Annotated in this window: 25 protein-coding genes; 20 read left to right on the forward strand and 5 right to left on the reverse strand. The window is 47.8% G+C overall.

Features of this window, described 5'->3' with window-relative positions; all coding sequences use genetic code 11:
* Complete coding sequence (locus tag HMPREF3139_RS06620) at positions 1 to 492, reverse strand: NemA protein (RefSeq protein ID WP_070461320.1); 492 nt, start codon at positions 490 to 492, stop codon at positions 1 to 3.
* 180 nt (positions 493 to 672) lie between these two features.
* Here HMPREF3139_RS06620 and dapF point away from each other — a divergent pair, with 180 nt between their 5' ends.
* The 4 genes from dapF to HMPREF3139_RS06640 all read left to right on the forward strand — a co-directional run bounded on the left by dapF (position 673) and on the right by HMPREF3139_RS06640 (position 3,817).
* On the forward strand, positions 673 to 1,524 hold the full coding sequence (dapF, locus tag HMPREF3139_RS06625; protein WP_004519258.1) for a diaminopimelate epimerase: 852 nt from the start codon (positions 673 to 675) through the stop codon (positions 1,522 to 1,524).
* The gene (locus HMPREF3139_RS06630) at positions 1,521 to 2,123 is read left to right on the forward strand and encodes a hypothetical protein (protein WP_070461321.1); all 603 of its coding nucleotides are present in this window, start codon (positions 1,521 to 1,523) and stop codon (positions 2,121 to 2,123) included. Before dapF ends, HMPREF3139_RS06630 begins: the two co-directional genes overlap by 4 nt.
* Positions 2,124 to 2,229: 106 nt before the next feature.
* Positions 2,230 to 3,162: a cysteine synthase A gene (cysK, locus tag HMPREF3139_RS06635; protein ID WP_100066632.1), complete on the forward strand. Its 933-nt coding sequence runs from the start codon at positions 2,230 to 2,232 to the stop codon at positions 3,160 to 3,162.
* Between the two features lie 145 nt (positions 3,163 to 3,307).
* Positions 3,308 to 3,817: a membrane lipoprotein lipid attachment site-containing protein gene (locus HMPREF3139_RS06640; protein ID WP_049344413.1), complete on the forward strand. Its 510-nt coding sequence runs from the start codon at positions 3,308 to 3,310 to the stop codon at positions 3,815 to 3,817.
* Positions 3,818 to 3,901: 84 nt separating this feature from the next.
* Here HMPREF3139_RS06640 and HMPREF3139_RS06645 read toward each other — a convergent pair whose 3' ends face one another.
* On the reverse strand, positions 3,902 to 4,285 hold the full coding sequence (locus HMPREF3139_RS06645; protein ID WP_039861948.1) for a YkvA family protein: 384 nt from the start codon (positions 4,283 to 4,285) through the stop codon (positions 3,902 to 3,904).
* A 463-nt stretch (positions 4,286 to 4,748) separates the two neighbouring features.
* Here HMPREF3139_RS06645 and sdhC point away from each other — a divergent pair, with 463 nt between their 5' ends.
* From sdhC to HMPREF3139_RS06725, 16 genes are all read left to right on the forward strand, one after another.
* Positions 4,749 to 5,126, forward strand: a complete 378-nt coding sequence (gene sdhC, locus HMPREF3139_RS06650; protein ID WP_004519263.1) for a succinate dehydrogenase, cytochrome b556 subunit — start codon at positions 4,749 to 4,751, stop codon at positions 5,124 to 5,126.
* Complete coding sequence (gene sdhD / locus HMPREF3139_RS06655; RefSeq protein ID WP_004519264.1) at positions 5,120 to 5,461, forward strand: succinate dehydrogenase, hydrophobic membrane anchor protein; 342 nt, start codon at positions 5,120 to 5,122, stop codon at positions 5,459 to 5,461. The genes sdhC and sdhD overlap by 7 nt, the downstream gene beginning before the upstream one ends.
* A 2-nt stretch (positions 5,462 to 5,463) precedes the next feature.
* Positions 5,464 to 7,227, forward strand: a complete 1,764-nt coding sequence (gene sdhA / locus HMPREF3139_RS06660) for a succinate dehydrogenase flavoprotein subunit (RefSeq protein WP_070461322.1) — start codon at positions 5,464 to 5,466, stop codon at positions 7,225 to 7,227.
* Between the two features lie 119 nt (positions 7,228 to 7,346).
* A complete protein-coding gene (locus HMPREF3139_RS06665) occupies positions 7,347 to 8,054 on the forward strand; it encodes a succinate dehydrogenase iron-sulfur subunit (protein ID WP_002241462.1) in 708 nt (235 codons plus the stop codon).
* A gap of 3 nt (positions 8,055 to 8,057) precedes the next feature.
* Positions 8,058 to 8,306: an FAD assembly factor SdhE gene (locus HMPREF3139_RS06670; protein WP_003678830.1), complete on the forward strand. Its 249-nt coding sequence runs from the start codon at positions 8,058 to 8,060 to the stop codon at positions 8,304 to 8,306.
* A gap of 124 nt (positions 8,307 to 8,430) precedes the next feature.
* Positions 8,431 to 9,714, forward strand: a complete 1,284-nt coding sequence (gltA, locus tag HMPREF3139_RS06675) for a citrate synthase (RefSeq protein WP_070461323.1) — start codon at positions 8,431 to 8,433, stop codon at positions 9,712 to 9,714.
* Positions 9,715 to 9,923: 209 nt separating this feature from the next.
* A complete protein-coding gene (locus HMPREF3139_RS06680; protein ID WP_070461324.1) occupies positions 9,924 to 12,752 on the forward strand; it encodes a 2-oxoglutarate dehydrogenase E1 component in 2,829 nt (942 codons plus the stop codon).
* Between the two features lie 99 nt (positions 12,753 to 12,851).
* A complete protein-coding gene (gene odhB, locus HMPREF3139_RS06685; protein WP_070461325.1) occupies positions 12,852 to 14,033 on the forward strand; it encodes a 2-oxoglutarate dehydrogenase complex dihydrolipoyllysine-residue succinyltransferase in 1,182 nt (393 codons plus the stop codon).
* 258 nt (positions 14,034 to 14,291) lie between these two features.
* On the forward strand, positions 14,292 to 15,725 hold the full coding sequence (lpdA, locus tag HMPREF3139_RS06690) for a dihydrolipoyl dehydrogenase (protein WP_002225317.1): 1,434 nt from the start codon (positions 14,292 to 14,294) through the stop codon (positions 15,723 to 15,725).
* Between the two features lie 124 nt (positions 15,726 to 15,849).
* Positions 15,850 to 16,137, forward strand: a complete 288-nt coding sequence (locus HMPREF3139_RS06695) for a hypothetical protein (protein WP_004519272.1) — start codon at positions 15,850 to 15,852, stop codon at positions 16,135 to 16,137.
* A 17-nt stretch (positions 16,138 to 16,154) separates the two neighbouring features.
* On the forward strand, positions 16,155 to 17,375 hold the full coding sequence (gene sucC / locus HMPREF3139_RS06700; RefSeq protein ID WP_349267093.1) for an ADP-forming succinate--CoA ligase subunit beta: 1,221 nt from the start codon (positions 16,155 to 16,157) through the stop codon (positions 17,373 to 17,375).
* A 10-nt stretch (positions 17,376 to 17,385) separates the two neighbouring features.
* Entirely contained in the window at positions 17,386 to 18,276 is an 891-nt protein-coding gene (gene sucD / locus HMPREF3139_RS06705; RefSeq protein WP_002221113.1) for a succinate--CoA ligase subunit alpha, read from the forward strand.
* A gap of 195 nt (positions 18,277 to 18,471) precedes the next feature.
* Complete coding sequence (locus HMPREF3139_RS06710; protein WP_070461327.1) at positions 18,472 to 18,906, forward strand: DUF883 family protein; 435 nt, start codon at positions 18,472 to 18,474, stop codon at positions 18,904 to 18,906.
* A 109-nt stretch (positions 18,907 to 19,015) separates the two neighbouring features.
* Positions 19,016 to 19,429 carry a phage holin family protein gene (locus HMPREF3139_RS06715; protein WP_070461328.1) on the forward strand — a complete coding sequence of 138 codons (414 nt, stop codon included), beginning with the start codon at positions 19,016 to 19,018 and terminating at the stop codon, positions 19,427 to 19,429.
* On the forward strand, positions 19,410 to 19,676 hold the full coding sequence (locus HMPREF3139_RS06720; protein ID WP_049330958.1) for a hypothetical protein: 267 nt from the start codon (positions 19,410 to 19,412) through the stop codon (positions 19,674 to 19,676). The genes HMPREF3139_RS06715 and HMPREF3139_RS06720 overlap by 20 nt, the downstream gene beginning before the upstream one ends.
* A gap of 225 nt (positions 19,677 to 19,901) precedes the next feature.
* The gene (locus tag HMPREF3139_RS06725; RefSeq protein WP_070461329.1) at positions 19,902 to 20,714 is read left to right on the forward strand and encodes a phosphatidylserine decarboxylase; all 813 of its coding nucleotides are present in this window, start codon (positions 19,902 to 19,904) and stop codon (positions 20,712 to 20,714) included.
* Between the two features lie 84 nt (positions 20,715 to 20,798).
* Here HMPREF3139_RS06725 and znuD read toward each other — a convergent pair whose 3' ends face one another.
* From znuD to HMPREF3139_RS06740, 3 genes are all read right to left on the reverse strand, one after another.
* On the reverse strand, positions 20,799 to 23,087 hold the full coding sequence (znuD, locus tag HMPREF3139_RS06730) for a TonB-dependent zinc receptor ZnuD (RefSeq protein ID WP_070461330.1): 2,289 nt from the start codon (positions 23,085 to 23,087) through the stop codon (positions 20,799 to 20,801).
* A gap of 480 nt (positions 23,088 to 23,567) precedes the next feature.
* Entirely contained in the window at positions 23,568 to 24,011 is a 444-nt protein-coding gene (locus HMPREF3139_RS06735; RefSeq protein WP_070461331.1) for a hypothetical protein, read from the reverse strand.
* The gene (locus HMPREF3139_RS06740; protein ID WP_141743138.1) at positions 24,004 to 24,885 is read right to left on the reverse strand and encodes a hypothetical protein; all 882 of its coding nucleotides are present in this window, start codon (positions 24,883 to 24,885) and stop codon (positions 24,004 to 24,006) included. Before HMPREF3139_RS06740 ends, HMPREF3139_RS06735 begins: the two co-directional genes overlap by 8 nt.
* Between the last annotated feature and the right edge of the window lie 97 nt (positions 24,886 to 24,982).

The raw sequence follows: 24,982 nt of genomic DNA on the forward strand, positions 1-24,982 counted from the left end.
TTAGTATTTGGCGTTAACCAATTTGCCGTTTTGGAATACTTGCTGCTGCATCAGGGTGCCGTTGTAGGCGTAAGTGGTCAGCGAGCCGTTGCTTGGTGTGGCGCGGAACTGCATCAGCTGGTTGCGGCTGAGGACATAGGGGTCCGTGCGTTTTTGGCTGTTGTCGCTGTAAAAGTCTTGGACGACGTATTCGTTGTTGCGTTTGCTGATCAGTTGACGATGGAAGCCGCCTTTGACTGCGCTGTTGCTGGGCGTACCGTGTGCATCAAAATAGGTCACGATTTGTTCTTCTGAGATACGGATGCCGTCTGAATCCGTGCCTTTGGTGGTTTTGGTTTTGTCCAATCCGACAGGGATGTTGATGGATGTACCCAGGCCGACATGGCGGCCGATGCCGGTACCGACGCCTAAGCCGACGGAAACGCCGGGTGTGCCGACTGTACATGCGCTGAGTGAAGCGGCCAAAAGGGCAGGTAAGAGAACTTTTTTCATAATGTGTATCCTTGTAATAAGAAATGTTTGTAATGTTGGAAGTATAGTATTTTTGCGGGGTGGCTGGTGTTAGTATTGGTAAAAGGGCGCAAGGCCGTCTGAAAAACAAGATAGAAACGGATATATCATTCTGGTGTAGAATGTGCCGGAATAATGATTTAATAAGAATGTGAATGAATAATGAAAACTTTAAAATTTACGAAGATGCACGGCTTGGGCAATGATTTTATGGTGGTCAATGCCATCAATCAGGACTTTGATCCGTTGGCTGCGCCGCTTGCCCAATGGGCAGACCGCTATCGCGGCGTGGGTTTTGATCAGTTTTTGGTAGTGGAGAAGCCTTCTTCTGATGCGGTCGATTTTCGGTACCGCATTTTCAATGCTGATGGTCGGGAAGTAGAGCAGTGCGGCAATGGCGCGCGTTGTTTTGCGCGTTTTGTCGCGGATAAGGGGTTGACGGATAAAACGGAAATTTTGGTTGAAACGACCAAAGGGATTATTGTGCCGAAGCTGTTGGATAACGGTTTGGTTACCGTCAATATGGGTAAACCGCGTTTCATGCCGTCTGAAATTCCGTTTGTGCCTGCACATGGTGAAAATGAAGATGCGCTGACGCATATTGTCTTGGTCGGTTTGGAATCTGTACCGGTAAGCTGTGTGAATATGGGTAATCCGCATGCGGTAATTTTGGTTGATAATGTTGAAACCGCACCGGTGGAGCATTGGGGCGGCGCTATTGAATCGCACGAGCAGTTTCCTGAACGGGTCAATGTCGGCTTTTTGCAGGTTGAAGATGAGTTGTCAGTCCGCCTGCGCGTGTTTGAACGCGGGGTGGGGGAAACTCAGGCTTGCGGCACTGGAGCGTGTGCGGCCGTGGTGGCAGGCGTGCGCAATGGCTTGCTGAAAGCGGGTGCGCCTGTGCGTGTTACTCTGCCTGGGGGCGAACTGTTTATCAGTTGGGAAGAAGGCGGCGATGTGCAAATGACCGGCCCTGCTGAAACCGTTTTTGAAGGCGAGTTGCAGTATTCATGATGGTTTCTTTGGATTTTTGGTTTGCCGTCGCGTATGCTGCGGTATCGTTGGCATTTATTTTTCGCGCACAGCGGTTTCAATGGCTTTGGGCTACGGTGTTGTTGTGGCTGGGGATTTCGGCACTGGGCGCACGCTTGTTGCCTGGAATGTGGGGCTTTACGCATACAGGCCCTTTGTTCATCCCTCATTTTTATCTGACAATCGCCAGTATTTTCTTCTTTATCGATGACTGCAGTAAAACGGAAGACAAAAAGTTTTGGTCGGCAGGCGAATATGCCGGTTTGACCTTATTTGCAGTTTCCAATGTCGTCATGACTTTGGCTTTTGTTTTCTTGGCAGGCGTGGTTTATTTCATCTTGCCGCTGGCAGGCTCGGTTTTTGCATGGGTGGCCTTACTGAAAATTTATGCTTTGAAACCCATTTATTGGTTTGTCTTGCAGGGCGTGTTGATGCTGGTGTTTTATCTGCACCGTGTGGTTGTTTGCAAGCAGTCTGCCTCTCTTTTCAGTATGCGGCAGATGTGGGCAGGCTGGATGGTTGCCGTCGTGATGCAGGCTGTGGTTGCCGTTACATTGATTTTTGAGCGCAGTGGATATTGACCGCGCTTGAACCAAAAGTTATAAAGAAAGAAATTTTCGATATTGGTTTTTTAGACGGCCTGAGTTTAATATGCAGGCTGTATTACATCTAAATCAGGAGCAGGAAATGAAAATTGCAAATAATATTACCGAGCTGATCGGCAACACACCTCTGGTGAAACTGAACCGCCTGACCGAAGGTTTAAAAGCGCAAATCGCCGTTAAACTTGAATTCTTTAATCCAGGCAGCAGCGTGAAAGACCGTATTGCCGAAGCCATGATTGAAGCGGCCGAGCAAGCCGGTAAAATCAATAAAGATACCGTTATCGTCGAGGCAACCAGTGGCAATACCGGTATCGGTTTGGCCATGGTGTGCGCGGCCCGCGGTTATAAATTGGCCATCACCATGCCTGAAAGCATGAGTAAAGAACGCAAAATGCTGCTGCGTGCGTTTGGTGCAGAATTGATTTTGACTCCTGCTGCCGAAGGCATGGCAGGCGCTATTGCCAAAGCCCAATCTTTAGTGGACGAACATCCGGGCACTTATTTCATGCCGCGCCAATTTGATAACGAGGCCAATCCTGAAGTTCACCGCAAAACCACTGCCGAAGAGATTTGGCGCGATACAGACGGTAAAGTAGATATTTTCGTGGCCGGTGTGGGTACTGGCGGCACGATTACCGGCGTGGGCGAAGTGTTGAAAAAATACAAACCCGAAGTTCAAATCGTGGCTGTCGAGCCTGAAGCTTCTCCGGTATTGAGTGGTGGCGAAAAAGGCCCACATCCGATTCAAGGTTTGGGCGCAGGCTTTATCCCCAGCGTTTTGAATACGACTGTTTACGACAGCATTGTCAAAGTACCTAACGAAGCAGCGTTTGAAACTGCACGCGCTATGGCTGAAAAAGAAGGCATTTTGGTAGGTATTTCTTCAGGTGCCGCGGTATGGAGCGCATTGCAACTGGCCAAAAAACCTGAAAACGAAGGCAAGCTGATTGTTGTCTTGTTGCCATCGTATGGCGAACGCTATCTTTCTACGCCTCTGTTTGCCGATTTGGCATAATATAGGATTGTTGTTAAAAGGCCGTTTTCAGACGGCCTTTTTTGCGTATGGGCTTGAGATATCGTATGAAATCTGTTGTAATTCAGTTAATCTGTTTTGAATACCGTTATTCAAAAGTTGGTTTCTTCAACGAATCATGCTTATAATGCGCATTATGAAAAAATACATTCTTCCTATCCTTGCTGTAGCGGCACTTGCCGGTTGTGAATCGATTTATGTTCCGACTTTGAAAGAAGTGCCAGTTCGACCAACCAACGTCAAAAAGCCTAAGGCTGATTCACAAGTTTCAGCTACCGGTTATCATTTGGCTCCTTCGCATTGGGCAGATGTTTCCAAGATTCATGATGAAGCACGTCGCTTGAGTACCCAAGTGAGCCAAGGTAGTCTGACCAAAGTTCAGGCTGCACAATATTTGAACCGCTTCCGTATCCAACAAGTGGGACGCAACTCTGTCGATGACAGTATGTACGAAGTTTATCTGCGTTCTGCCGTTGACAGCCAACGTGGTGAAATTACTACCGAGCAATCCAAACAGTACATCCAAGGTGCTTTGCGCGGTTGGCAACAGCGTTGGAAAAACATGGATACCAAGCCAAGCAATCCTGCGTTTACCAATTTCCTGATGGAAGTTATGGGTATGCAGCCTTTGAAATAAAAAAGTCATAAACTGAGAAGGCCGTCTGAATATTCAGACGGCCTTCTTTTTGTATTTATATATGTGTAGTCGAATTGTATCCAATTAAGAACCAAACAACTTGTCAGCCGCTTGACGGGCTTTTTCTTGAATATCTTCGGTCAGATAGTTTTTCATCTGAGAATAAACCAGCGCAATGACGGCAATGTCATCGCTGAAGCCAAATGGAATCAGAAGGTCGGGAATGCTGTCGATAGGGCTGAGGAAATAAACCAGTGCGCCGACAATAATCATTTTAGCCCGTTTGGGCGTGTGTTCGGATTCCCAAAGGTAATAAAGTACATAAAGCTGTCGGACGACAGGTTTGCCCAGGCGGCCGGCAAAGCGTCCGAGTTTTTTCATAAAACCGGATGTGTCCAAGTTTCGACGGCGGAAGGAGGGGATGTAGTCTTCCGGATCGGGTGTGTTTTGATGAGGGGAGTGTGTCATGATGCAGCTTCCTTATAAGGTATGGAAACATTGTTGGTGTTGTGCTGTATTTTAGTCCATCTAGGGATAGATGAAATGTCTTTGAATGTATAACTATGTAAGAGTAGTAGTAATAATGCAATAGTAATAAGTTAAAAATGGCTTATGCCTTTGTAAAGATTAGGTATCAAGAGTGAGAATTTATCTCGCAATAGATACGATTCTCAAATCATAATGATGTTATTGTAAGTGCTTTGATGGGGAGATGGCTTAATTGCAGGAAAGTAACAAAAAAGGCTAGCCACGCAAAAAAAAAATCTAAGAATGATTGTTTGATTTTATTAGTCTTTTGGTAAAAATCATTAGAGCATTCATAAATTGCACTGTTCAAAATGAGATAAAACAGGTAAATTATGGTTTATGTAGCTTATTGTAGTGCTGAGCTATAGGTTTTGAGCTGATAATAAATCTAGAGGAACTGACCATGTCCGCCAAATCACGCCCGGTATTTTTGGAAATTCCGAATATCCGATTGCCCATACCGGGGATTGTATCTATTCTTCACCGTATCAGCGGCGTCGGCTTATTTGTGATGCTGCCTGTTCTCTTGTATTTCTTCTCTGGAACGCTGGATCGCGAAGCGTCGTTTGAAGCATATCGTTCTGCTATTTCCAATCCGTTTGTGAAGCTGATCCTTATCGGTCTGTTGTGGGCATATCTGCACCACTTTTTTGCCGGTATCCGCTTTCTGTTTTTGGATGTGCATAAAGGCCTGGAATTAAATACTGCCCGTACTACTGCTAAAGTTGTATTTGCTTCTGCTTTGATTCTGACCGTCGTTTTGGGAGCTTTGTTATGGTAGAACGTAAATTGACAGGTGCGCATTACGGTTTGCGCGATTGGGCAATGCAACGTGCAACTGCGGTCATCATGCTGGTGTACACCGTGGTTCTTTTGGTTGTTTTGTTTACGTTGCCTAAAGAATATTCGGCATGGCAGGCATTTTTTGATCAAACTTGGGTGAAGGTGTTTACCCAAGTGAGCTTCTTGGCCGTATTCCTGCATGCATGGGTAGGTATCCGTGATTTGTGGATGGACTACATTAAGCCTTTCGGCGTGCGTTTGTTTTTACAAGTTGCCACCATCGTTTGGTTGGTAGGCTGCTTGGTGTATTCAGTTAAAGTAATTTGGGGGTAAATATGGGTTTTCCTGTTCGCAAGTTTGATGCCGTGATTGTTGGCGGTGGTGGTGCAGGTTTACGCGCAGCCCTCCAATTGTCTAAATCCGGCCTGAATTGTGCTGTTTTGTCTAAAGTCTTCCCAACCCGTTCTCATACTGTAGCGGCTCAAGGTGGTATTTCTGCTTCATTGGGTAATGTGCAGGAAGACCGTTGGGATTGGCATATGTACGATACCGTAAAAGGTTCCGACTGGTTGGGCGACCAAGATGCGATTGAGTTTATGTGTCGCGCAGCGCCTGAAGCTGTAATTGAGTTGGAACACATGGGTATGCCTTTTGACCGTGTGGAAAGTGGCAAAATCTACCAACGTCCTTTCGGTGGTCATACTGCAGAACACGGTAAACGCGCGGTAGAACGTGCATGTGCTGTTGCTGACCGTACCGGTCATGCGATGTTGCATACTTTGTACCAACAAAACGTCCGTGCCAATACACAATTCTTTGTGGAATGGACAGCGCAAGATTTGATTCGTGATGAAAACGGCGACGTAGTCGGTGTAACCGCCATGGAAATGGAAACCGGCGAAGTTTATATTTTCCACGCTAAAGCTGTGATGTTTGCTACCGGTGGTGGCGGTCGTATTTATGCTTCTTCTACCAATGCTTATATGAATACCGGTGACGGTTTGGGTATTTGTGCCCGTGCAGGTATTCCGTTGGAAGACATGGAATTCTGGCAATTCCACCCGACTGGTGTAGCCGGTGCCGGTGTATTGATTACTGAGGGTGTGCGTGGTGAGGGCGGTATTCTGTTGAATGCCGACGGCGAACGCTTTATGGAACGTTACGCACCAACCGTAAAAGACTTGGCTTCCCGTGACGTGGTTTCCCGTGCGATGGCGATGGAAATTTACGAAGGTCGCGGCTGTGGTAAAAACAAAGACCATGTATTGCTGAAAATCGACCATATCGGTGCAGAAAAAATTATGGAAAAACTGCCGGGCATCCGCGAGATTTCCATTCAGTTTGCCGGTATTGACCCGATTAAAGACCCGATTCCTGTTGTGCCGACTACCCACTATATGATGGGCGGTATTCCGACTAACTACCATGGCGAAGTTGTTGTTCCGCAAGGTGAAGATTATGAAGTGCCTGTAAAAGGTCTGTATGCGGCAGGTGAGTGCGCATGTGCTTCCGTACACGGTGCGAACCGCTTGGGTACCAACTCCCTGTTGGACTTGGTGGTATTCGGTAAAGCTGCCGGCGACAGCATGATTAAATTCATCAAAGAGCAAAGCGACTGGAAACCTCTGCCTGCTAATGCCGGTGAATTGACCCGCCAACGTATCGAGCGTTTGGATAATCAAACTGGCGGCGAAAACGTTGATGCATTGCGTCGCGAACTGCAACGCTCCGTACAACTGCACGCCGGTGTGTTCCGTACCGATGAGATTCTGAGCAAAGGCGTTCGAGAAATCATGGAGATTGCCGAGCGCGTGAAACGTACTGAAATCAAAGACAAGAGCAAAGTGTGGAATACCGCGCGTATCGAAGCTTTGGAATTGGATAATTTGATTGAAGTAGCGAAAGCGACTTTGGTGTCCGCCGAAGCGCGTAAAGAATCGCGTGGCGCACACGCTTCAGACGACCATCCTGAGCGCGATGACGAAAACTGGATGAAACATACCCTGTATCATTCAGATACCAATACTTTGTCTTACAAACCGGTACATACCAAGCCTTTGAGCGTGGAATACATCAAACCGGCCAAACGCGTTTATTGATGAGTTTTCAGACGGCCTTTATCTTAAAGGCCGTCTGAAACCTAACCATACCCACATTGAACTGCTTGAATTCATAATACAAAATCATTGGGCAGTTTATGAGAAAAGGAACACTTCTCATGGAAAAAATGAGTTTTGAAATTTACCGTTATAACCCGGACGTTGATGCCAAACCTTATATGCAACGTTACGAGTTGGAATTGGAACCAACGGACGTTAAACTTTTGGACGCTTTGGTGCGTCTGAAAGCCCAAGACGATACATTGTCTTTCCGCCGTTCTTGCCGCGAAGGTATTTGCGGTTCTGACGGTATGAACATCAACGGCAAAAACGGCTTGGCATGTCTGACCGATCTGCGTGGTTTGAAACAGCCGGTTAAAATCCGCCCTCTGCCAGGTCTGCCTGTTATCCGCGACCTGATTGTGGATATGACCCAATTCTTCAAACAATATCACTCCATCAAACCTTACGTTGTCAACGATAACCCTATCGATGCGGACAAAGAGCGTCTGCAAACTCAGGAAGAGCGTAAAGAGTTGGACGGTTTGTACGAATGTATTTTGTGTGCTTGCTGCTCGACTGCCTGCCCGTCATTCTGGTGGAACCCTGATAAATTCGTTGGTCCGTCTGGTTTGCTGAATGCTTACCGTTTCATTGCGGATAGCCGTGATACCATTACTAACGAGCGTTTGGATAATCTGAACGACCCATACCGTTTGTTCCGTTGCCACACCATTATGAACTGCGTAGACGTATGTCCTAAACACTTGAATCCGACCCGAGCCATCGGTAAGATTAAAGAGATTATGTTGAAACGAGCCGTTTAAGAAATGATGGTTTTTGACGATATTGCCAAACGGAAAATCCGTTTTCAAACCCGCCGGGGATTATTGGAATTAGATTTAATCTTCGGCAGGTTCATGGAAAAAGAATTCGAGCACCTGAGTGATCAGGAGTTGTCCGAATTTTCCGAAATCCTCGAATTTCAAGACCAAGAGTTGCTTGCCTTGATTAACGGACATTCGGCGACGGACAAGAAACACCTGATTCCCATGCTTGAAAAAATCAGACAGGCATGACGTGTTATAGAGCTTGTTTGCGATGCCAATCCGAACAAGCTCTTTCCATACGGAGGCCGTCTGAAAAAAAGGACCGTGCCGCTTGGGCGGCAACGAAAGCCCCAACTTACAAAGGAGTTTAAGAATGTCTAAATCAGTCAAGCTCACCACCCCAAATCAAGAGACCTTGGAACTGCCAGTATTGGAAGCAAGTATCGGCCATGATGTGGTTGATATTCGTGCTTTGACAAAAAATACAGGTCTGTTTTCCTTCGACCCCGGATTCGTGTCAACTGCAAGTTGCGAATCCAAAATCACTTATATTGATGGCGATGAAGGTCTGTTGTATTACCGTGGTTATCCTATCGAGCAGTTGGCCGAAAAATCCGATTACTTGGAAGTTTGCTACCTGTTGATTTACGGCGAACTGCCTACCCCTGAACAGAAAAAAGAATTTGATGCTACAGTCAGCCACCATACTATGGTGCATGAACAGTTGACTTGGTTCTTCCGCGGTTTCCGTCGCGATGCGCACCCGATGGCGATGATGGTGGGTGTGGTTGGCGCTTTGTCTGCTTTCTATCAAGACAGCTTGGATATTACCAATCCTGAACACCGCAAAATCGCGATTTACCGCTTAATCTCCAAAATTCCGACCATTGCGGCAATGTGTTACCGTTATTCCAACGGTTTGCCGTTCAATTATCCAAAAAATAACCTTTCCTATGCTGAAAACTTCTTGCACATGATGTTTGCGACACCATGTGAAGAATACAAACCTAATCCAGTATTGGCTCGCGCGCTCGACCGCATCTTTATTTTGCATGCCGACCACGAGCAAAACGCTTCTACTTCGACTGTACGTTTGGCCGACTCTTCTGGTGCAAATCCATTTGCCTGTATCGCTGCCGGTATCGCCTGTCTGTGGGGTGCTTCACACGGCGGTGCAAACGAAGCTGTGTTGAAGATGCTGGACGAAATCGGCGATGTATCTAATGTTGCCGCATACATGGAAGGTGTGAAACAACGCAAATACCGTCTGATGGGCTTCGGTCACCGCGTATACCGCAATATGGATCCACGAGCCAACATCATGCGCGAAACCTGTTATGAAGTCTTGAAAGAATTGGGCTTGGAAGACAGTCCTAAATTCAAGCTGGCGATGGAATTGGAACAAATTGCACTGAAAGATCCATTCTTTGTTGAACGCAAGCTGTATCCAAACGTCGATTTCTACTCCGGCATCGTCTTGTCCGCATTGGGCATTCCAACTGAAATGTTTACCGTTATCTTCGCATTGTCGCGCAGTGTAGGTTGGATTTCTCATTGGCATGAAATGATTAGCGATCCGGCACTGAAAATCGGTCGCCCACGTCAACTTTATACCGGTGCAGAACGTCGCGATTACGTTTCGGTAGATAAACGCTAATAGACAATACATTAATATATTGTTGAAAAGTCGTTTGAAAAAATCGAATTGCCGTTTTCAATGAGGTTGGTCGTAATTAATTAAGTTGATAGCAGGTAATTTGATTTGAAATAGGGTAGAATAAAGTGTCATTTCAGACGGCCTGAATTCCGTTCGGAGAACACGGGATTCTACCCTTTGTTTATATTTTAAAGAAAAGAGCTCACGCCATGATGGACGAAAAACTCAATTTCTCTTATCTGTTTGGTTCTAATGCGCCATACATCGAGGAGTTGTATGAAAAGTTTCTGGATAATCCGGAATCTGTCGATGAAAAGTGGAAACAGTACTTTACCGATTTGAGTAAACAGCCGGGCGCAGTCGCTGTCGATGTTGCCCATACACCGATTCGTGAATCATTTGCCACTTTGGCTAAAAAGAAAATTGCCGCAGCCGTCGCAGGCGGTTTGGATGAGGCAATGATGAAAAAGCAAGTCAGCGTTTTGCGACTGATTTCTGCCTATCGTATCCAAGGCGTGGGTGCAGCCCAACTTGATCCGCTCAAACGTATTCCTCCTCAAAATATCGAAGCTCTCGATCCTAAATTCCACGGTCTGTCAGATGCCGATATGGCGCTTCAGTTCAATATGGGCGAGGGCGATTTTTCCGGTCAGAGCAAACTGCCTCTGTCCCAAATCATCAGCAACCTCAAACAAACCTACTGCGGCCATATTGCGGTAGAGTATATCTACATCCCAAATACCGAAGAGCGCCGCTGGGTTCGCAATTATTTTGAAAGCGTACTGTCTACGCCAAGCTACAACGTTGAACAAAAACGCCGTATCTTGAAAGAAATGACTGCTGCCGAAACTCTGGAACGCTACCTGCATACCAAATATGTCGGTCAAAAACGCTTTGGTGTAGAAGGCGGTGAAAGCGCGATTGCCGGTTTGAATTACCTGATTCAAAACGCTGGTAAAGACGGCGTGGAAGAAGTCATCATCGGTATGGCACACCGTGGCCGTCTGAATGTTTTGGTTAACATTTTGGGTAAAAAACCGGCTGATCTGTTTGCTGAATTTGAAGGCCGTGCCGAAATCAAATTGCCTAGCGGCGACGTGAAATACCACATGGGCTTCAGCTCCGACATTGCTACGCCACACGGCCCGATGCACGTTTCTTTGGCATTCAACCCGTCACACTTGGAAATCGTTAACCCGGTAGTGGAAGGTTCTGCACGCGCCAAACAAAAACGTTTGGGCGAAAACGGCCGCGATAAAGTCTTGCCAGTATTGATTCACGGTGACTCCGCATTTATCGGTTTGGGTGTTAACCAAGCAACATTCAACCTGTCTAAAACACGCGGTTATACCACCGGCGGTACTGTTCACATCGTGATCAACAACCAAATCGGCTTTACGACTTCCGATACCCGCGATACCCGTTCTACCGTACACTGTACCGATATCGCGAAAATGGTTTCCGCTCCGGTTATCCATGTGAACGGCGATGATCCTGAACGCGTTTGCTTTGCCATCCAAGCTGCCTTGGATTACCGCAAAAAATTCCATAAAGATATTGTGGTCGACGTTGTCTGCTACCGTAAATGGGGTCACAACGAGGGCGATGATCCGACCCTGACCCAACCGATGATGTACAAAAAAGTATCGCAACACCCAGGTGCGCGTGCTTTGTACACCGAGCAACTGATTGCCGAAGGCGTGGTAACTCAAGCTGAGGCTGACGGCTACATCCAAGCTTACCGTGATGCTTTGGACAAAGGCGAACATGTTGAACAAACAACTTTGAGCAACTTCCAACGCACACAAATCGACTGGAGCAAATACCAAGGTAAAGATTGGCGCGAAAAAATCGAAACCGGTTTGCCTGCCGCCGACATTGAGCGTCTTACTGAGAAATTCACCGCTGTACCGGAAGGCTTTGCCCTGCATCCGACTGCAAAACGTGTGATCGAAGCGCGTAAAGCCATGGCATCCGGCAAACAAGCCATCGACTGGGGTATGGCCGAAACCCTCGCATACGCAAGCCTGCTGACCAAAGGTCATGGCGTGCGTATCTCCGGTGAGGACTCCGGCCGCGGTACATTCTCACACCGTCATGCAGTATTGCACGATCAAAAACGCGAAAAATGGGACGACGGTACTTATGTTCCTCTGCGCAACATGGGCGAAGGCTTGGGCGAGTTCCTGGTTATCGACTCTATCTTGAACGAAGAAGCCGTGATGGCGTTCGAGTACGGCTTTGCCTGCTCCGCTCCTGACAAGCTGACCATTTGGGAAGCTCAATTCGGTGACTTCGCCAACGGCGCGCAAGTGACTATTGACCAATTCCTGTCTTCAGGCGAAACCAAATGGGGTCGTTTGTGCGGTCTGACCACCATCCTGCCGCACGGTTACGACGGTCAAGGCCCTGAGCACTCTTCTGCACGCGTAGAACGTTGGTTGCAACTGTGTTCAGAGAACAATATGCAAGTCATCATGCCGTCTGAAGCATCGCAAATGTTCCACCTCTTGCAACGTCAAGTCTTGGGTTCATACCGCAAACCGCTGGTGATTTTCATGTCCAAACGCCTGTTGCGCTTCAAAGGTGCAATGAGCCCGCTGGAAAACTTCACCGAAGGTTCGACTTTCCGTCCGGTTATCGGTGATACCGCCGAACGCGCAAGCAACGACAGCGTGAAACGCGTGGTATTGTGTGCCGGTCAGGTTTACTATGACTTGGAAGCAGGCCGTACCGAGCGTAAACTGGAAGATGATGTTGCTATCGTCCGCGTTGAGCAGCTGTATCCGTTCCCATATGAAGAGGTTAAAGCTGAACTGGCGAAATATCCGAATGCAAAATCTGTGGTTTGGGCGCAAGAAGAGCCGAAAAACCAAGGCGCGTTCTACCAAATCCGCCACCGCATCGAAGACGTTATCAGCGAAGAGCAAAAACTGTCTTATGCCGGTCGTCCAAGCAGTGCATCGCCTGCAGTGGGCTACTCAAGCAAACATATTGCTCAATTGAAACAATTGGTTGAAGACGCTTTGGCGTTGTAAACCAAGTAGCATTCCGTCTGAGGCTGCTCAGGCGGAATGCCCATATGCAGAATTAAAAACACACAACAGGCCGTCTGAAAGGGCCATTGGAGACACAAAATGATTATTGATGTAAAAGTACCTATGCTGTCTGAAAGCGTATCTGAAGGCACGCTCTTGGAATGGAAGAAAAAAGTTGGCGAAGCAGTTGCCCGTGACGAAATCCTGATCGATATCGAAACTGACAAAGTGGTTTTGGAAGTACCTTCTCCACAAGCCGGCGTATTGGTTGAAATCGTAGCGCAAGACGGTGAAACCGTTGTTGCCGACCAAGTTTTGGCACGCATCGATACAGCTGCTACTGCCGCTGCTGAAGCACCAGCCGCCGCGCCTGCCGAAGCTGCCCCAGCCGCTGCTCCTGCTGCTGCACAAAACAACGCCGCTATGCCTGCCGCCGCCAAACTGGCTGCCGAGACCGGTGTTGACGTGAACGCATTGCAAGGTTCTGGCCGTGACGGTCGCGTATTGAAAGAAGACGTACAAAATGCCGCTGCCAAACCTGCAGCAGCCGCAGCCCCTGCCGTTGCACTTCCTGCCGGCGCACGTCCTGAAGAACGCGTACCAATGAGCCGTCTGCGTGCCCGTGTTGCAGAACGCCTCTTGGCTTCTCAACAAGAAAACGCCATTCTGACTACATTCAACGAAGTCAACATGAAACCAATCATGGACTTGCGTGCGAAGTACAAAGAAAAATTCGAGAAAGAACACGGCGTGAAATTGGGCTTTATGTCCTTCTTCGTTAAAGCCGCTGTTGCCGCCCTGAAAAAATATCCGGTTGTGAATGCTTCTGTTGACGGCAAAGACATCGTTTACCACGGCTACTTCGACATCGGTATCGCAATTGGCAGCCCACGCGGTTTGGTTGTACCAATCCTGCGCGATGCCGACCAAATGAGCATTGCCGACATCGAACAAGCAATTGTTGATTACGCGAAAAAAGCTAAAGACGGCAAAATCGCTATCGAAGATCTGACCGGCGGTACATTCAGTATTACCAACGGCGGTACTTTCGGGTGTATGATGTCTACCCCGATCATCAACCCGCCTCAATCTGCGATTTTGGGTATGCACGCCACTAAAGAACGTGCCGTGGTTGAAAACGGCCAAGTTGTTGTCCGTCCAATGATGTATCTGGCTCTGTCTTACGACCACCGTATTATTGACGGCCGTGAAGCTGTATTGACCTTGGTAGCCATTAAAGACGCGTTGGAAGACCCAGCTCGCCTGTTGTTGGATCTGTAATCGTTTCAGACGGCCTTTTATTTGTTAATGAAAAGGCCGTCTGAATTTTTATTTAGATGTAGCGTAATGTAGTATCGTGCTACAATAGGCTCAACGAACGATTGAGGCCGTCTGAAACATTTGATTCGAATGAATCGGCAGATATGGACTTTCAGACGGCCTTTTCTTAAAACCATCAAAACGCAGTCATTCAAAATAAAAAAGAAACAAAAAGTATCGTTTTTATTTTGAGATACTGCAAAAGCAAAGGATGACACGATGTCTCAATATGATGTAGTAGTGATTGGTGCAGGCCCGGGCGGATACGTTGCCGCCATCCGTGCCGCGCAACTCGGTTTCAAAACCGCTTGCGTTGACGCAGGCGTTAACAAAGCAGGCAATGCCCCTGCATTGGGCGGTACTTGCTTGAACGTAGGTTGTATCCCTTCTAAAGCCCTGTTGCAATCCAGCGAACATTTCCACGCTGCGCAACACGAGTTTGCCGAACACGGTATCACTGTCGGCGACGTAAAATTCGACGCGGCCAAAATGATTGAGCGCAAAGATGCCATCGTAACCAAACTGACCGGCGGCGTGAAATTCCTGTTCCAAAAAAACAAAGTAACCAGCCTGTTCGGTACTGCTTCCTTTGCCGGTAAAAATGGCGATGCTTACCAAATCGAAGTCGATAACAAAGGCGAGAAAACCGTTATCGAAGCCAAACACGTCATCGTAGCCACCGGTTCCGTACCGCGTCCGCTGCCACAAGTCGCTATCGACAACGTGAATGTATTGGACAACGAAGGTGCATTGAACCTGACTGAAGTACCTGCCAAACTCGGCGTGATCGGTTCCGGCGTGATTGGTTTGGAAATGGGTTCCGTATGGAACCGCGTGGGTGCAGAAGTTACCATTCTTGAAGCCGCGCCGACCTTCCTGGCTGCCGCAGACCAACAAATCGCCAAAGAAGCCTTCAAATACTTTACTAAAGAGCAAGGTTTGAGCATCGAATTGGGCGTGAAAATCGGCGACATCAAATCCGAAGGCAAAGGCGTTTCCGTTGCTTACGAAACTGCTGCCGGCGAAGCCAAAACTGAAGTATTCGACAAACTGATCGTTGCCATCGGCCGTATTCCAAACACCAAAGGCCTGAACGCGGAAGCCGTAGGCTTGGAAAAAGACGAGCGCGGCTTTATCAAAGTAGATGGCGAATGCCGTACCAACCTGCCTAACGTATGGGCAATCGGCGACGTGGTCCGCGGCCCGATGTTGGCACACAAAGCCAGCGACGAAGGCGTTGCCGTTGCTGAGCGCATTGCCGGTCAAAAACCGCATATCGACTTCAACAACGTACCATTCGTGATTTACACCGATCCTGAAATCGCTTGGGTGGGTAAAACCGAAGAGCAGCTCAAAGCCGAAGGCGTGGAGTACAAAAAAGGTACTTCAGGTTTCGGTGCAAACGGTCGCGCATTGGCAATGGGCAAAGCCAAAGGTACGGTTAAAGTGTTGGCAGATGCCAAAACCGACCGTATCTTGGGCGTACACATGATCGGCCCGGTTGTCAGCGAATTGGTTACCGAAGGCGTGACTGCGCTCGAATTCTTCGCCAGCAGCGAAGACATCGCCCGCATTATCCATGCCCACCCAACCTTGTCCGAAGTGGTTCACGAAGCTGCATTGGCGGCTGACAAACGCGCTTTGCACGGTTGATAGACATTAAGGCCGTCTGAAACTTTTCAGACGGCCTTAAGGCCTCCGACAAATTGAATGTTTCGAGAGCTCCGTTTTCTGATTTATAATTCCGTCAGACAAACACACAGCATTTACATTCATTATGAACAAAGAAATAGTCGGTATTTTCTTTATACCGATGGGCATCATCAGCATGTGTATGGCCGCATTGTGGCAGATGTATGTGATGATGACCGAAACTTATACGCTCAACCGTTTCAAAGATAAAGAATTGGTTTGGCGCGTGGCATTGTTGTTTATCAGTTTCAGCCTTGCTGTTTATCTGCTCTGCCCGAATTCGCGTAAAAAAGGCATCGTCTTTTTTATTCTCGGGGGAGGCGGTGCAACCATGTATCTGCTGGCACGGATGTGGTTGCCCTTCAGTAAATAGTAGGGCCGTCTGAAAATATGGGATTGGCCGCAGGGCGATTCCTAAAACCCACTCACCTTAAGGAGAAATCCATGAATTTACACGAGTATCAGGCTAAAGAACTGCTGGCTAGCTACGGTTTGCCCGTACAAGGCGGTATTTTGGCACATAACGGCGAAGAAGCCGCTGTAGCTTACGACAAATTGGGCGGCAAATTCGCTGTTGTCAAAGCACAAGTACACGCCGGCGGCCGCGGTAAAGCGGGCGGCGTAAAAGTCGTTAAAAGCCGCGAAGAAGCTAAAGAAGTGGCTGAAAGCCTGATTGGCACCAACTTGGTAACTTACCAAACCGATGCCAACGGACAACCTGTCAACAGCGTTTTGGTTTGCGAAGACATGTATCCTGTTCAAACCGAGCTGTACTTGGGCGCAGTGGTTGACCGTTCTACCCGCCGCGTTACATTCATGGCTTCTACCGAAGGCGGCGTGGAAATTGAAAAAGTTGCTGCCGAAACTCCTGAAAAAATTTTCAAAGTAACCGTTGATCCGCTGGTCGGCCTGCAACCTTGCCAAGCTCGCGAAGTTGCCTTCCAACTGGGCTTGAAAGACAAACAAATCAACGAGTTCGTCAAACTGATGACCGGCGCGTACAAAGCGTTTATCGAAAACGACTTCGCCCTGTTTGAAGTAAACCCACTGGCAGTTCGCGAAAACGGCGCACTGGCCTGCGTGGACGGCAAAATCGGTATCGACAGCAACGCGCTCTACCGCCTGCCAAAAATCGCTGAATTGCGCGACAAATCTCAAGAAAACGAACGTGAGCTGAAAGCTTCTGAATTTGACCTGAACTATGTTGCCCTGGAAGGCAACATCGGTTGTATGGTTAATGGTGCCGGTTTGGCGATGGCCACTATGGACATCATCAAACTGAAAGGTGGCCAACCTGCCAACTTCTTAGACGTTGGTGGCGGCGCAACCAAAGACCGCGTGGTTGAAGCGTTCAAACTGATTTTGGAAGACAAATCCGTTAAAGGCGTATTGATCAACATCTTCGGTGGTATCGTACGTTGCGACATGATTGCGGAAGCCATCGTGGCAGCCGTTAAAGAAATCAACGTCAACGTTCCTGTCGTTGTTCGTTTGGAAGGTAACAACGCCGAACTCGGCGCGAAAATCCTGAATGAATCAGGTCTGAAACTGACTTCTGCAGACGGCCTGAATGACGCAGCCGAAAAAATTGTTGCAGCCGTAAACGCCTAAGGAGAAAAGAATGAGCGTATTGATTAATAAAGACACCAAAGTATTGGTTCAAGGTTTCACCGGTAAAAACGGTACTTTCCACTCCGAACAAGCTCTGGCTTACGGCACTAAAGTTGTCGGCGGCGTTACCCCGGGCAAAGGCGGTCAAACCCACCTGAACCTGCCTGTATTCAACACCATGAAAGAAGCCGTTAAAGAAACCGGCGCTGACGCATCTGTAATTTACGTTCCAGCTCCGTTTGTTTTGGATTCTATCGTTGAAGCCGTTGATTCAGGCGTAGGCTTGGTCGTTGTGATTACCGAAGGCGTGCCTACTTTGGACATGCTCAAAGCCAAACGTTACTTGGAAACCAACGGCAACGGCACCCGCTTGGTCGGCCCAAACTGCCCGGGCGTGATTACTCCGGGTGAGTGCAAAATCGGTATTATGCCGGGCCACATTCACACTCCGGGCCGCATCGGCATCATTTCCCGTTCCGGTACATTGACTTACGAAGCCGTGGCACAAACCACCAAACTGGGCTTGGGTCAATCAACCTGTATCGGTATCGGCGGCGACCCGATTCCTGGCATGAACCAAATCGACGCACTGAAACTCTTCCAAGAAGACCCAGATACCGACGCCATCATCATGATCGGTGAAATCGGCGGTACTGCGGAAGAAGAAGCAGCCGAATACATCCAATCCAACGTAACCAAACCCGTTGTCGGCTACATCGCAGGTGTTACCGCGCCTAAAGGCAAACGCATGGGCCACGCCGGTGCGATTATCTCCGGCGGTAAAGGTACTGCCGAAGAAAAATTTGCCGCTTTCGAAAAAGCCGGTATCGCCTACACCCGCAGCCCTGCCGAGTTGGGCACTACTATGCTGGAAGTGTTGAAAGCAAAAGGTTTGGCATAAGACTTAAGTCTTTAAGCTGAAATGAAAAGGCCGTCTGAAGTTTTCAGACGGCCTTTTTTAAATTTCATCGGGTTGTTTTTACATATTTGATACTTAATTTGATTGGAATTAATGTGATAACCGGAGATAAATGTTTATAATTGATTAACAGATAAACAGTCTGTAGCCATATCAACCTATCTCAAGGAGAAAAACATGAAAAAACACGATTTTGAAACGCGTCGCGAGGCTTTGCTGAAAGACATCCGAGAAGTGATGGATGATGTGGAAGAGTTGTACCGCGACGGTGTGGAAGCCGGTTCGGAAGAGGGCGGCAAAGCCCGGGCCAAATTGGAAGAGAAATTGGCCGCGGCCAAAGAGCGTTTGAGCCGTTTTGAAGAAGAGGCCGGCGAACGTTTGCGCCATCATGCCGAGCGTGCGCGTGAGAAATACGAGCAGTTTGAAGAAGCGGCCCAGGAGCGTCTTAAAGAAGGCAAAGAGCGTTTTGCCGAATTTGAAGCTGATGCGGGCGAGCGTTTGAAACGCGGTGCCAAACACGCTGATGAAGTGGTGCATGAAAAACCATACTATGCGATGGGTTTTGCCGCATTGGCCGGTTTGGTTGTCGGTGTGTTGTTGAACCGCCGTTAATGTGAATATGTTAAGGCCGTCTGAACAGGCGTACACATGAAATCTTGGATTTCATTGCGCCGTGCAGACGGCCTTAGCCTTATGTTTCCTGAGAAAAAGGATAATCGAGATGGGGATTCGCCAACGTTTTGAACATGGCAAGGCTTTGTTGAATCAGGGCGCGGATTTGCTGTTGCTGCGTTTGCAGGTATTGAGCTTGGATTTGACACGTCAGGCTGAGAATGTGTTCCGTTTAGCGATATGGCTGGTGTTGTCCGGCGCGCTGTTGATGGTGGGCTTGGTCGGTTTGCTGTTTGGCTTGAACCGCATGCTGTCGGATGTGGCCGCTTTGTGGGTATTTTTCGGCATTTTCTTTGTAAGCCTGCTGATTATTGCCGTATTGTTCCGCAAAGTATCGGCGGACTATCGGGAGCAGGGCAGTCGTGTGGCTGAAACCTTGCAGGATATTCGATCGGATATTGCGTATTTGCGCGGTGAGGGTGAGATAGATAAGGATGCGGACGATGAAGCAACAGGAGTATGAAGAAGAGCGTGAGCTGCTGCTTTTAGAGGCTAAGCTGGTGCGGCTGCGGATTGAAGCGGAAAATTTGAAACTGCGTAAAGTGGAAGAAAGCAAAACACGACAGGGCAATCAGTTGATTAAGCTCGCAGATGTGGCGTATCAGTTGAGCCAAACGCGTTTGCTGTCTCAACGCTCTTTGTTCTCTACATCGCGCCGTCGGCATTGGATTTGGCTGGTATTGGCGGTCATACTGGGCTTGTCGAGATAATCGAGGGAAGAGGTTTGGTCAAAATGATATTTGCGCCGAGTTGTTGTCTCGTGTGAGCCGCTTGTTGAGGACGCTGCGTCATTGTGTTGCCGAAACTGAAACTTTATCTATGTTGAGTATTTTTTACAAAAGACACCGGCCGTCTGAACATTTCAGACGGCCTCAATGTTTGGAGTTTCAGATATAATGGCGGCAATTTTGAAATTATTAAATGAAGGATAAGTGATGAACCGTTTGTATCCCCCCCCGATTATCGCCCGTGAGGGCTGGCCGATTATCGGCGGCGGTTTGGCTTTGAGCCTGCTGGTGTCGATGTGCTGCGGCTGGTGGTCTTTGCCGTTTTGGGTGTTTACTGTATTTGCTTTGCAGTTTTTCCGTGACCCTGCGCGTGAGATTCCGCAAAATCCTGAAGCGGTGTTGAGCCCGGTTGACGGCCGTATCGTGGTGGTTGAGCGTGCACGCGATCCGTATCGTGATGTCGATGCTTTGAAAATCAGTATTTTTATGAACGTGTTCAACGTGCATTCGCAAAAATCGCCTGCTGATTGTACGGTAACGAAAGTGGTCTATAACAAAGGCAAATTCGTGAATGCGGATTTGGATAAGGCCAGCATGGAAAATGAACGTAATGCGGTTTTGGCGATTACGGCTTCTGGTCGTGAAATTACTTTTGTTCAAGTGGCCGGTTTGGTGGCGCGCCGTATTTTGTGCTACACCCAAGCCGGTGCGAAACTGTCCCGTGGCGAACGCTATGGCTTTATCCGCTTTGGTTCGCGCGTGGATATGTATCTGCCTGTCGATGCGCAGGCGCAAGTGGCGATTGGCGATAAAGTTACCGGCGTCAGCACTGTATTGGCGCGTTTGCCGCTGACTGCGCCGCAAACTGAATCTGAGCCTAAAGCCGCAGCTCCACAAGCCGCGCCTGCTTCTCAAGCAGCCCCGGTTGAAACAGTGGCAAACCCATCTACCGAACAGCAGCAAATCGAAGCAGCGGCGGCTAAGATTCAAGCGGCTGCGCAAGATGTGTTGAAAGATTAATAGTCAGTTTTAAATGATTGGTTAAAACAAGAAAAAGGTTTTCAGACGGCCGTCTGAAAACCTTTTTTGTTTGTCTATCTGATTTTAAAACTTCACGTTCACACCGCCGGTAAAGCTGCGGCCCATTTGCGGCGTATCAGAGAGGAAGCTGCTGTGGGCGTAAACGGATTGGTTGAGCAGATTGTCGGCTTTGACGTACCAATTCCACTCGCCATAGCGCGTATTGCGGCGGTAGTTTGCGCCGAGGTTGAGCATATGGTGTCCGGGTGTGCGCGTTTCGTAGCGGGCGAGTTTGTTTTGGGCGAACACGCGGTAGTAGTCCAAATTGGCATCGATGCGGTCGGTCAGCGCGGCTTTTAGGTGGACACCGAGGCGCGCAGCCGGAACGCGGGGGGCGTTTTGGTCGTCCTGTGCGATGAAAGGACGGTTGCCGTAGGCATCTTCCCTGCCGGGCAGCGATGGCAGGTTTTTCAGACGACCTCTGACGTAGTCGCCGGAAAGTCCGATGCGGTAGCGCGGCGTGGGCTTGAAGTAGATTTCGCCTTCCGCGCCGTAGAAGTCGGCGCCGGATTGGTTGTAGCGCACGAGCTTCATTTCGCTGTCGTCTTCGATAGATTTAGGGCCGCGTCCGTCGTTTAAGGTTTGGGCGTAGATGTAGTTGCCGAAACGGTTGCGGTAGAGTGCCAGATTGTATTGCCAGCGGTCGCCTTCGTAGCCCAGCGCGAGTTCGATGTTGTTGGAACGCTCTTTGTTGAGGTGTTTGTTGCCGACTTCAAAAGTGTTGGTGGCGACGTGTTTGCCGTGTGCGTACAGCTCTTGCGTTGACGGCAGGCGTTCCTGATGCGAGGCGGTCAGGCTGAGTTTGTGTTGTGGCGTGAAATACCAGTTGCCTGAAAGCGCGAACGAGCGGGCGGTTTGGCGGTGCGCGCCGAGGTCGGGCAGGGGCTGGTTGTAGTAGTTTTCCCGATCAATCAGGGCTTTGTCGTATTGGATGGAGGCTTTTTGTTTTTCCACGCGTACGCCGCCTTCAAGCGAGAAGTTGTCCCAGTTTGCCTGTTCTACGCCGAAAAAGCTGTAATGGCGGACATTGTTGTCAATCAGCATCGGTTGTTGGACGGTTTCGGGAATGGCGGAGAGCGCGCTGGATTTTTGTCCCAAATATTGCACACCCCAGCTGCCTTTCAGACGGCCTATGGGTTGGTGGCGCAATTCGATGCGGGCGTTGTGTGTTTTGTTGTTGAAGAAGTTTTCTACTGCATCGCCTGCTTTTTCGTCGTGGTGGTAGTCATTGCGGTTCAGATGTACGCGCAGGGCTTCAAAACCGGGCAGAGGCTGCTTCCATTCGGCGCGGAGTTCGTAGCGTTTGTTGCGCAGGTCTATCCACGGTTTGCCGTTGTGGGCATGGGTGTGTGCATCATCGTCGTCGTGGAAGCCGCAGCTCAAACCCGGATTGTCGTAATCGACGTCTTCTTCGGTCAATAAGTGCGGATAAAGCTGCAAATAGCGTTTGTTAATCAAGCTCTTTTGCCAGATGATGTCGGCGTGGCAGTCGTCGTAGAGATGGCTGTGGGCAGGCAGGCCGTAGCGGTCGCGACGGTCGCTGTACGCCACGCCGAGGAAACCTTTATCCCCAACCCAAGACAGGCCGATGCTGCCGGTTTTTGAATCGGCATGGCTGTCGGGCAGTCGTTTCAGACGGCCTTCTTCTTTTTGATAGCGTGGTACGGCGTAATCGCCCGATTTGCGGTACAAGCCTTCGGTATGCAGCACGAAGTTGTTGCCCAGTCCGATATTGATGCCTGCGGATGTCAGTTTTTCCAAATTGCCGCTGCTCAAACGCAATCCGGTTTCGCCCGATACGCCGTTTTCAGGCATTTTTTCGGGGATTTTGCCATCGGCAACATCGACCAAACCGGCTACATTGCCCGAGCTGTACAAGAGCGTAACCGGGCCGCGCAGGATTTCGACCTGTTGCGACAAGGCGCTGTCCACCATCAAGGCATGGTCGGGCGAGAAGTCCGCCATGTCGCCCGTTTCGCCGTGATGGTTCAAAACTTTAATCCGTCTGCCTGTTTGACCGCGAATAACGGGAGCGGACGCGCCGCCGCCGTATTGCGAGGCATGAATGCCCGGTACGCCGTCTAAAGCATCGCCCAAGTTGACGGCTTTTTGGCGCAAGGTATCGCCGGAGATGATTTTGTCGGAGGCGGTCGAAGTGTGCAACAGCCCCGAAGTGGCGCGCGGACGGCTTTTGCCGACAACGGTAACCTCGTCCAAGTCCACCGACTGATCGGTTTCATGCGCTTGGGAGAGAATGGGGGTGCTGATTAAAAGAATAGATAAAACAATGGGTTTGAGTGTGGTTTGTGTCATTTTAGTTTCTCATCATATTTCGAAAGGCTGTTATTATATAACATTTCATCATTAATATAACAAGAATTTAAGAAGTAAATCGCATTTGATGCTGAAAAACAGTCAAGCCAAAGCTCATACAAACAGTGAAAAACCAAAGGTCGTCTGAAGCCCAATATCTTGAAAATGATAAAAAAGATGGAAACAACGGCGGCGCACCATCCCCCCGTTTGCTTGGAACGAATCATGCTGCCTAAACAGCAAAAAAGGTCGTCTGAAAACGTAATATGGTTTTCAGACGACCTTGTCGGTTTGATAACTGCTATTTGGCGGCTTGGGCGGTTTAGATCGGGAAAAAACGCGCTTCGTAATTTTCGATGTTCAAATGAGTTCAAGGGATTTAGACATAAAAGTCCTTAACAGTTGGTTAGACATTGTATAAATCAATGTTTAACCAACTGTTAAGGGGTGCTTGCTGACTATTTAACAGATACTAGAAAGTTATTGATAAAATTCTAAAACAGCTTTAGCAGTGTCATACAATATAAACAATGCATAAATAAATACTGTTAATAACAAAATTTCCAAACTGGCATTAATAATAGTCGGATTCCAAGCCCAATCTATTTTTTTCGATAAAATAGAAAGAACTAGACCACTACCTATCAAAGCAATTTGTTCACGAATAGACAACAACATTTGTGATTTGGTAGCACCAAAGATTTCATTAACTTTTTTTTGATGTTCTCGACTGATTTCATACATTTTTGACAAAATGACAGCTATTGTTGCAGTGTTAATAGCCATCAAAGTAACCAGAATATTGAGCAAATTGTCCTGCATGAATTCTCTGACAAAAGAAATCCCAAATAATGCTTGAATGGCACAAATAACCACAGCAATGACAAAAGATTTGGCAAAGGTGTCAGCAATAGTTTTAATCATTTTCTCTACAAGAATCTTGAATTTTGTCAACAAGGTTATAGGGGTGATATTCAATAGTAATCTCATCAACCGTTAAACTAGAGTGTTCAGTTTTGACGTTGGTAATTGCTTTGACACCTTTATACTTTACTCTAATATTTCCACCTCCTTTACTGCTGTAATCTACCAGTTCAGGAAGTTGCGGCATACTGGGTGAAATATTCAAAGTACCATTTTCGGGAGCAGTCAAAGTCAATTCTGTTGTGGCAGAATTGGACATTTTAGCTATGGCTTTTAATTCTTCACTTAATGACTGAGAAATAGAAGCCATGTTAGGTGTAACTATTTTGAAGATAACCTTTTCTAAGTTGCGACCTTCAATAAATTCCCAAAAGGATTTCTTATCAAATATCGGATTGATTTGCACATTTAAATTATGAATAGCAAGTATTTCATTTAAACGTTTTTCCAAGGTTGCTGCTAATGAATTAGTACTATGAAATGCTATTGGTCGATATTCAATAGCAATAATTTGTTGCTCTGGGTCATTCCAAATAAGTACAAACGCACTTGGCCAATTTTCTTCGGAAACCGATTCAAAATTTTCTGTTTCTCTCTTCAATCGCTTACGTGTAGCAACTTTAAATACAAAAAGTTGCTCACTTTCATCTGCATGGGTACTTGGGAAAATTTGCTTAATTCTTATCTTTCTAGTCGTTTCTTCATATAAATTCAAATCACTCTGCAGGATAAGATTATTAAAGGCTTCGATAAAAAATGCATTTTTATTTTGGATTACTTCTTCAACTGTCATATCCCCAAAAGGCAGACGTTCTTGAATGCGTTCATTCGAAATAATTTGATAGCGATATAAGTGAAAAAGACGGTTAGCCATAATTGATTGAACTCAAGAATAAAACAAGTTCAATCATAACATGATTTAATATAGAAACAATGGTTACTCTAACCCGATTACAGTACCTGAAGCAGCC

It is taken from the genome of Neisseria sp. HMSC15G01 (assembly GCF_001808255.1).
Lineage (GTDB): Bacteria > Pseudomonadota > Gammaproteobacteria > Burkholderiales > Neisseriaceae > Neisseria > Neisseria subflava_A.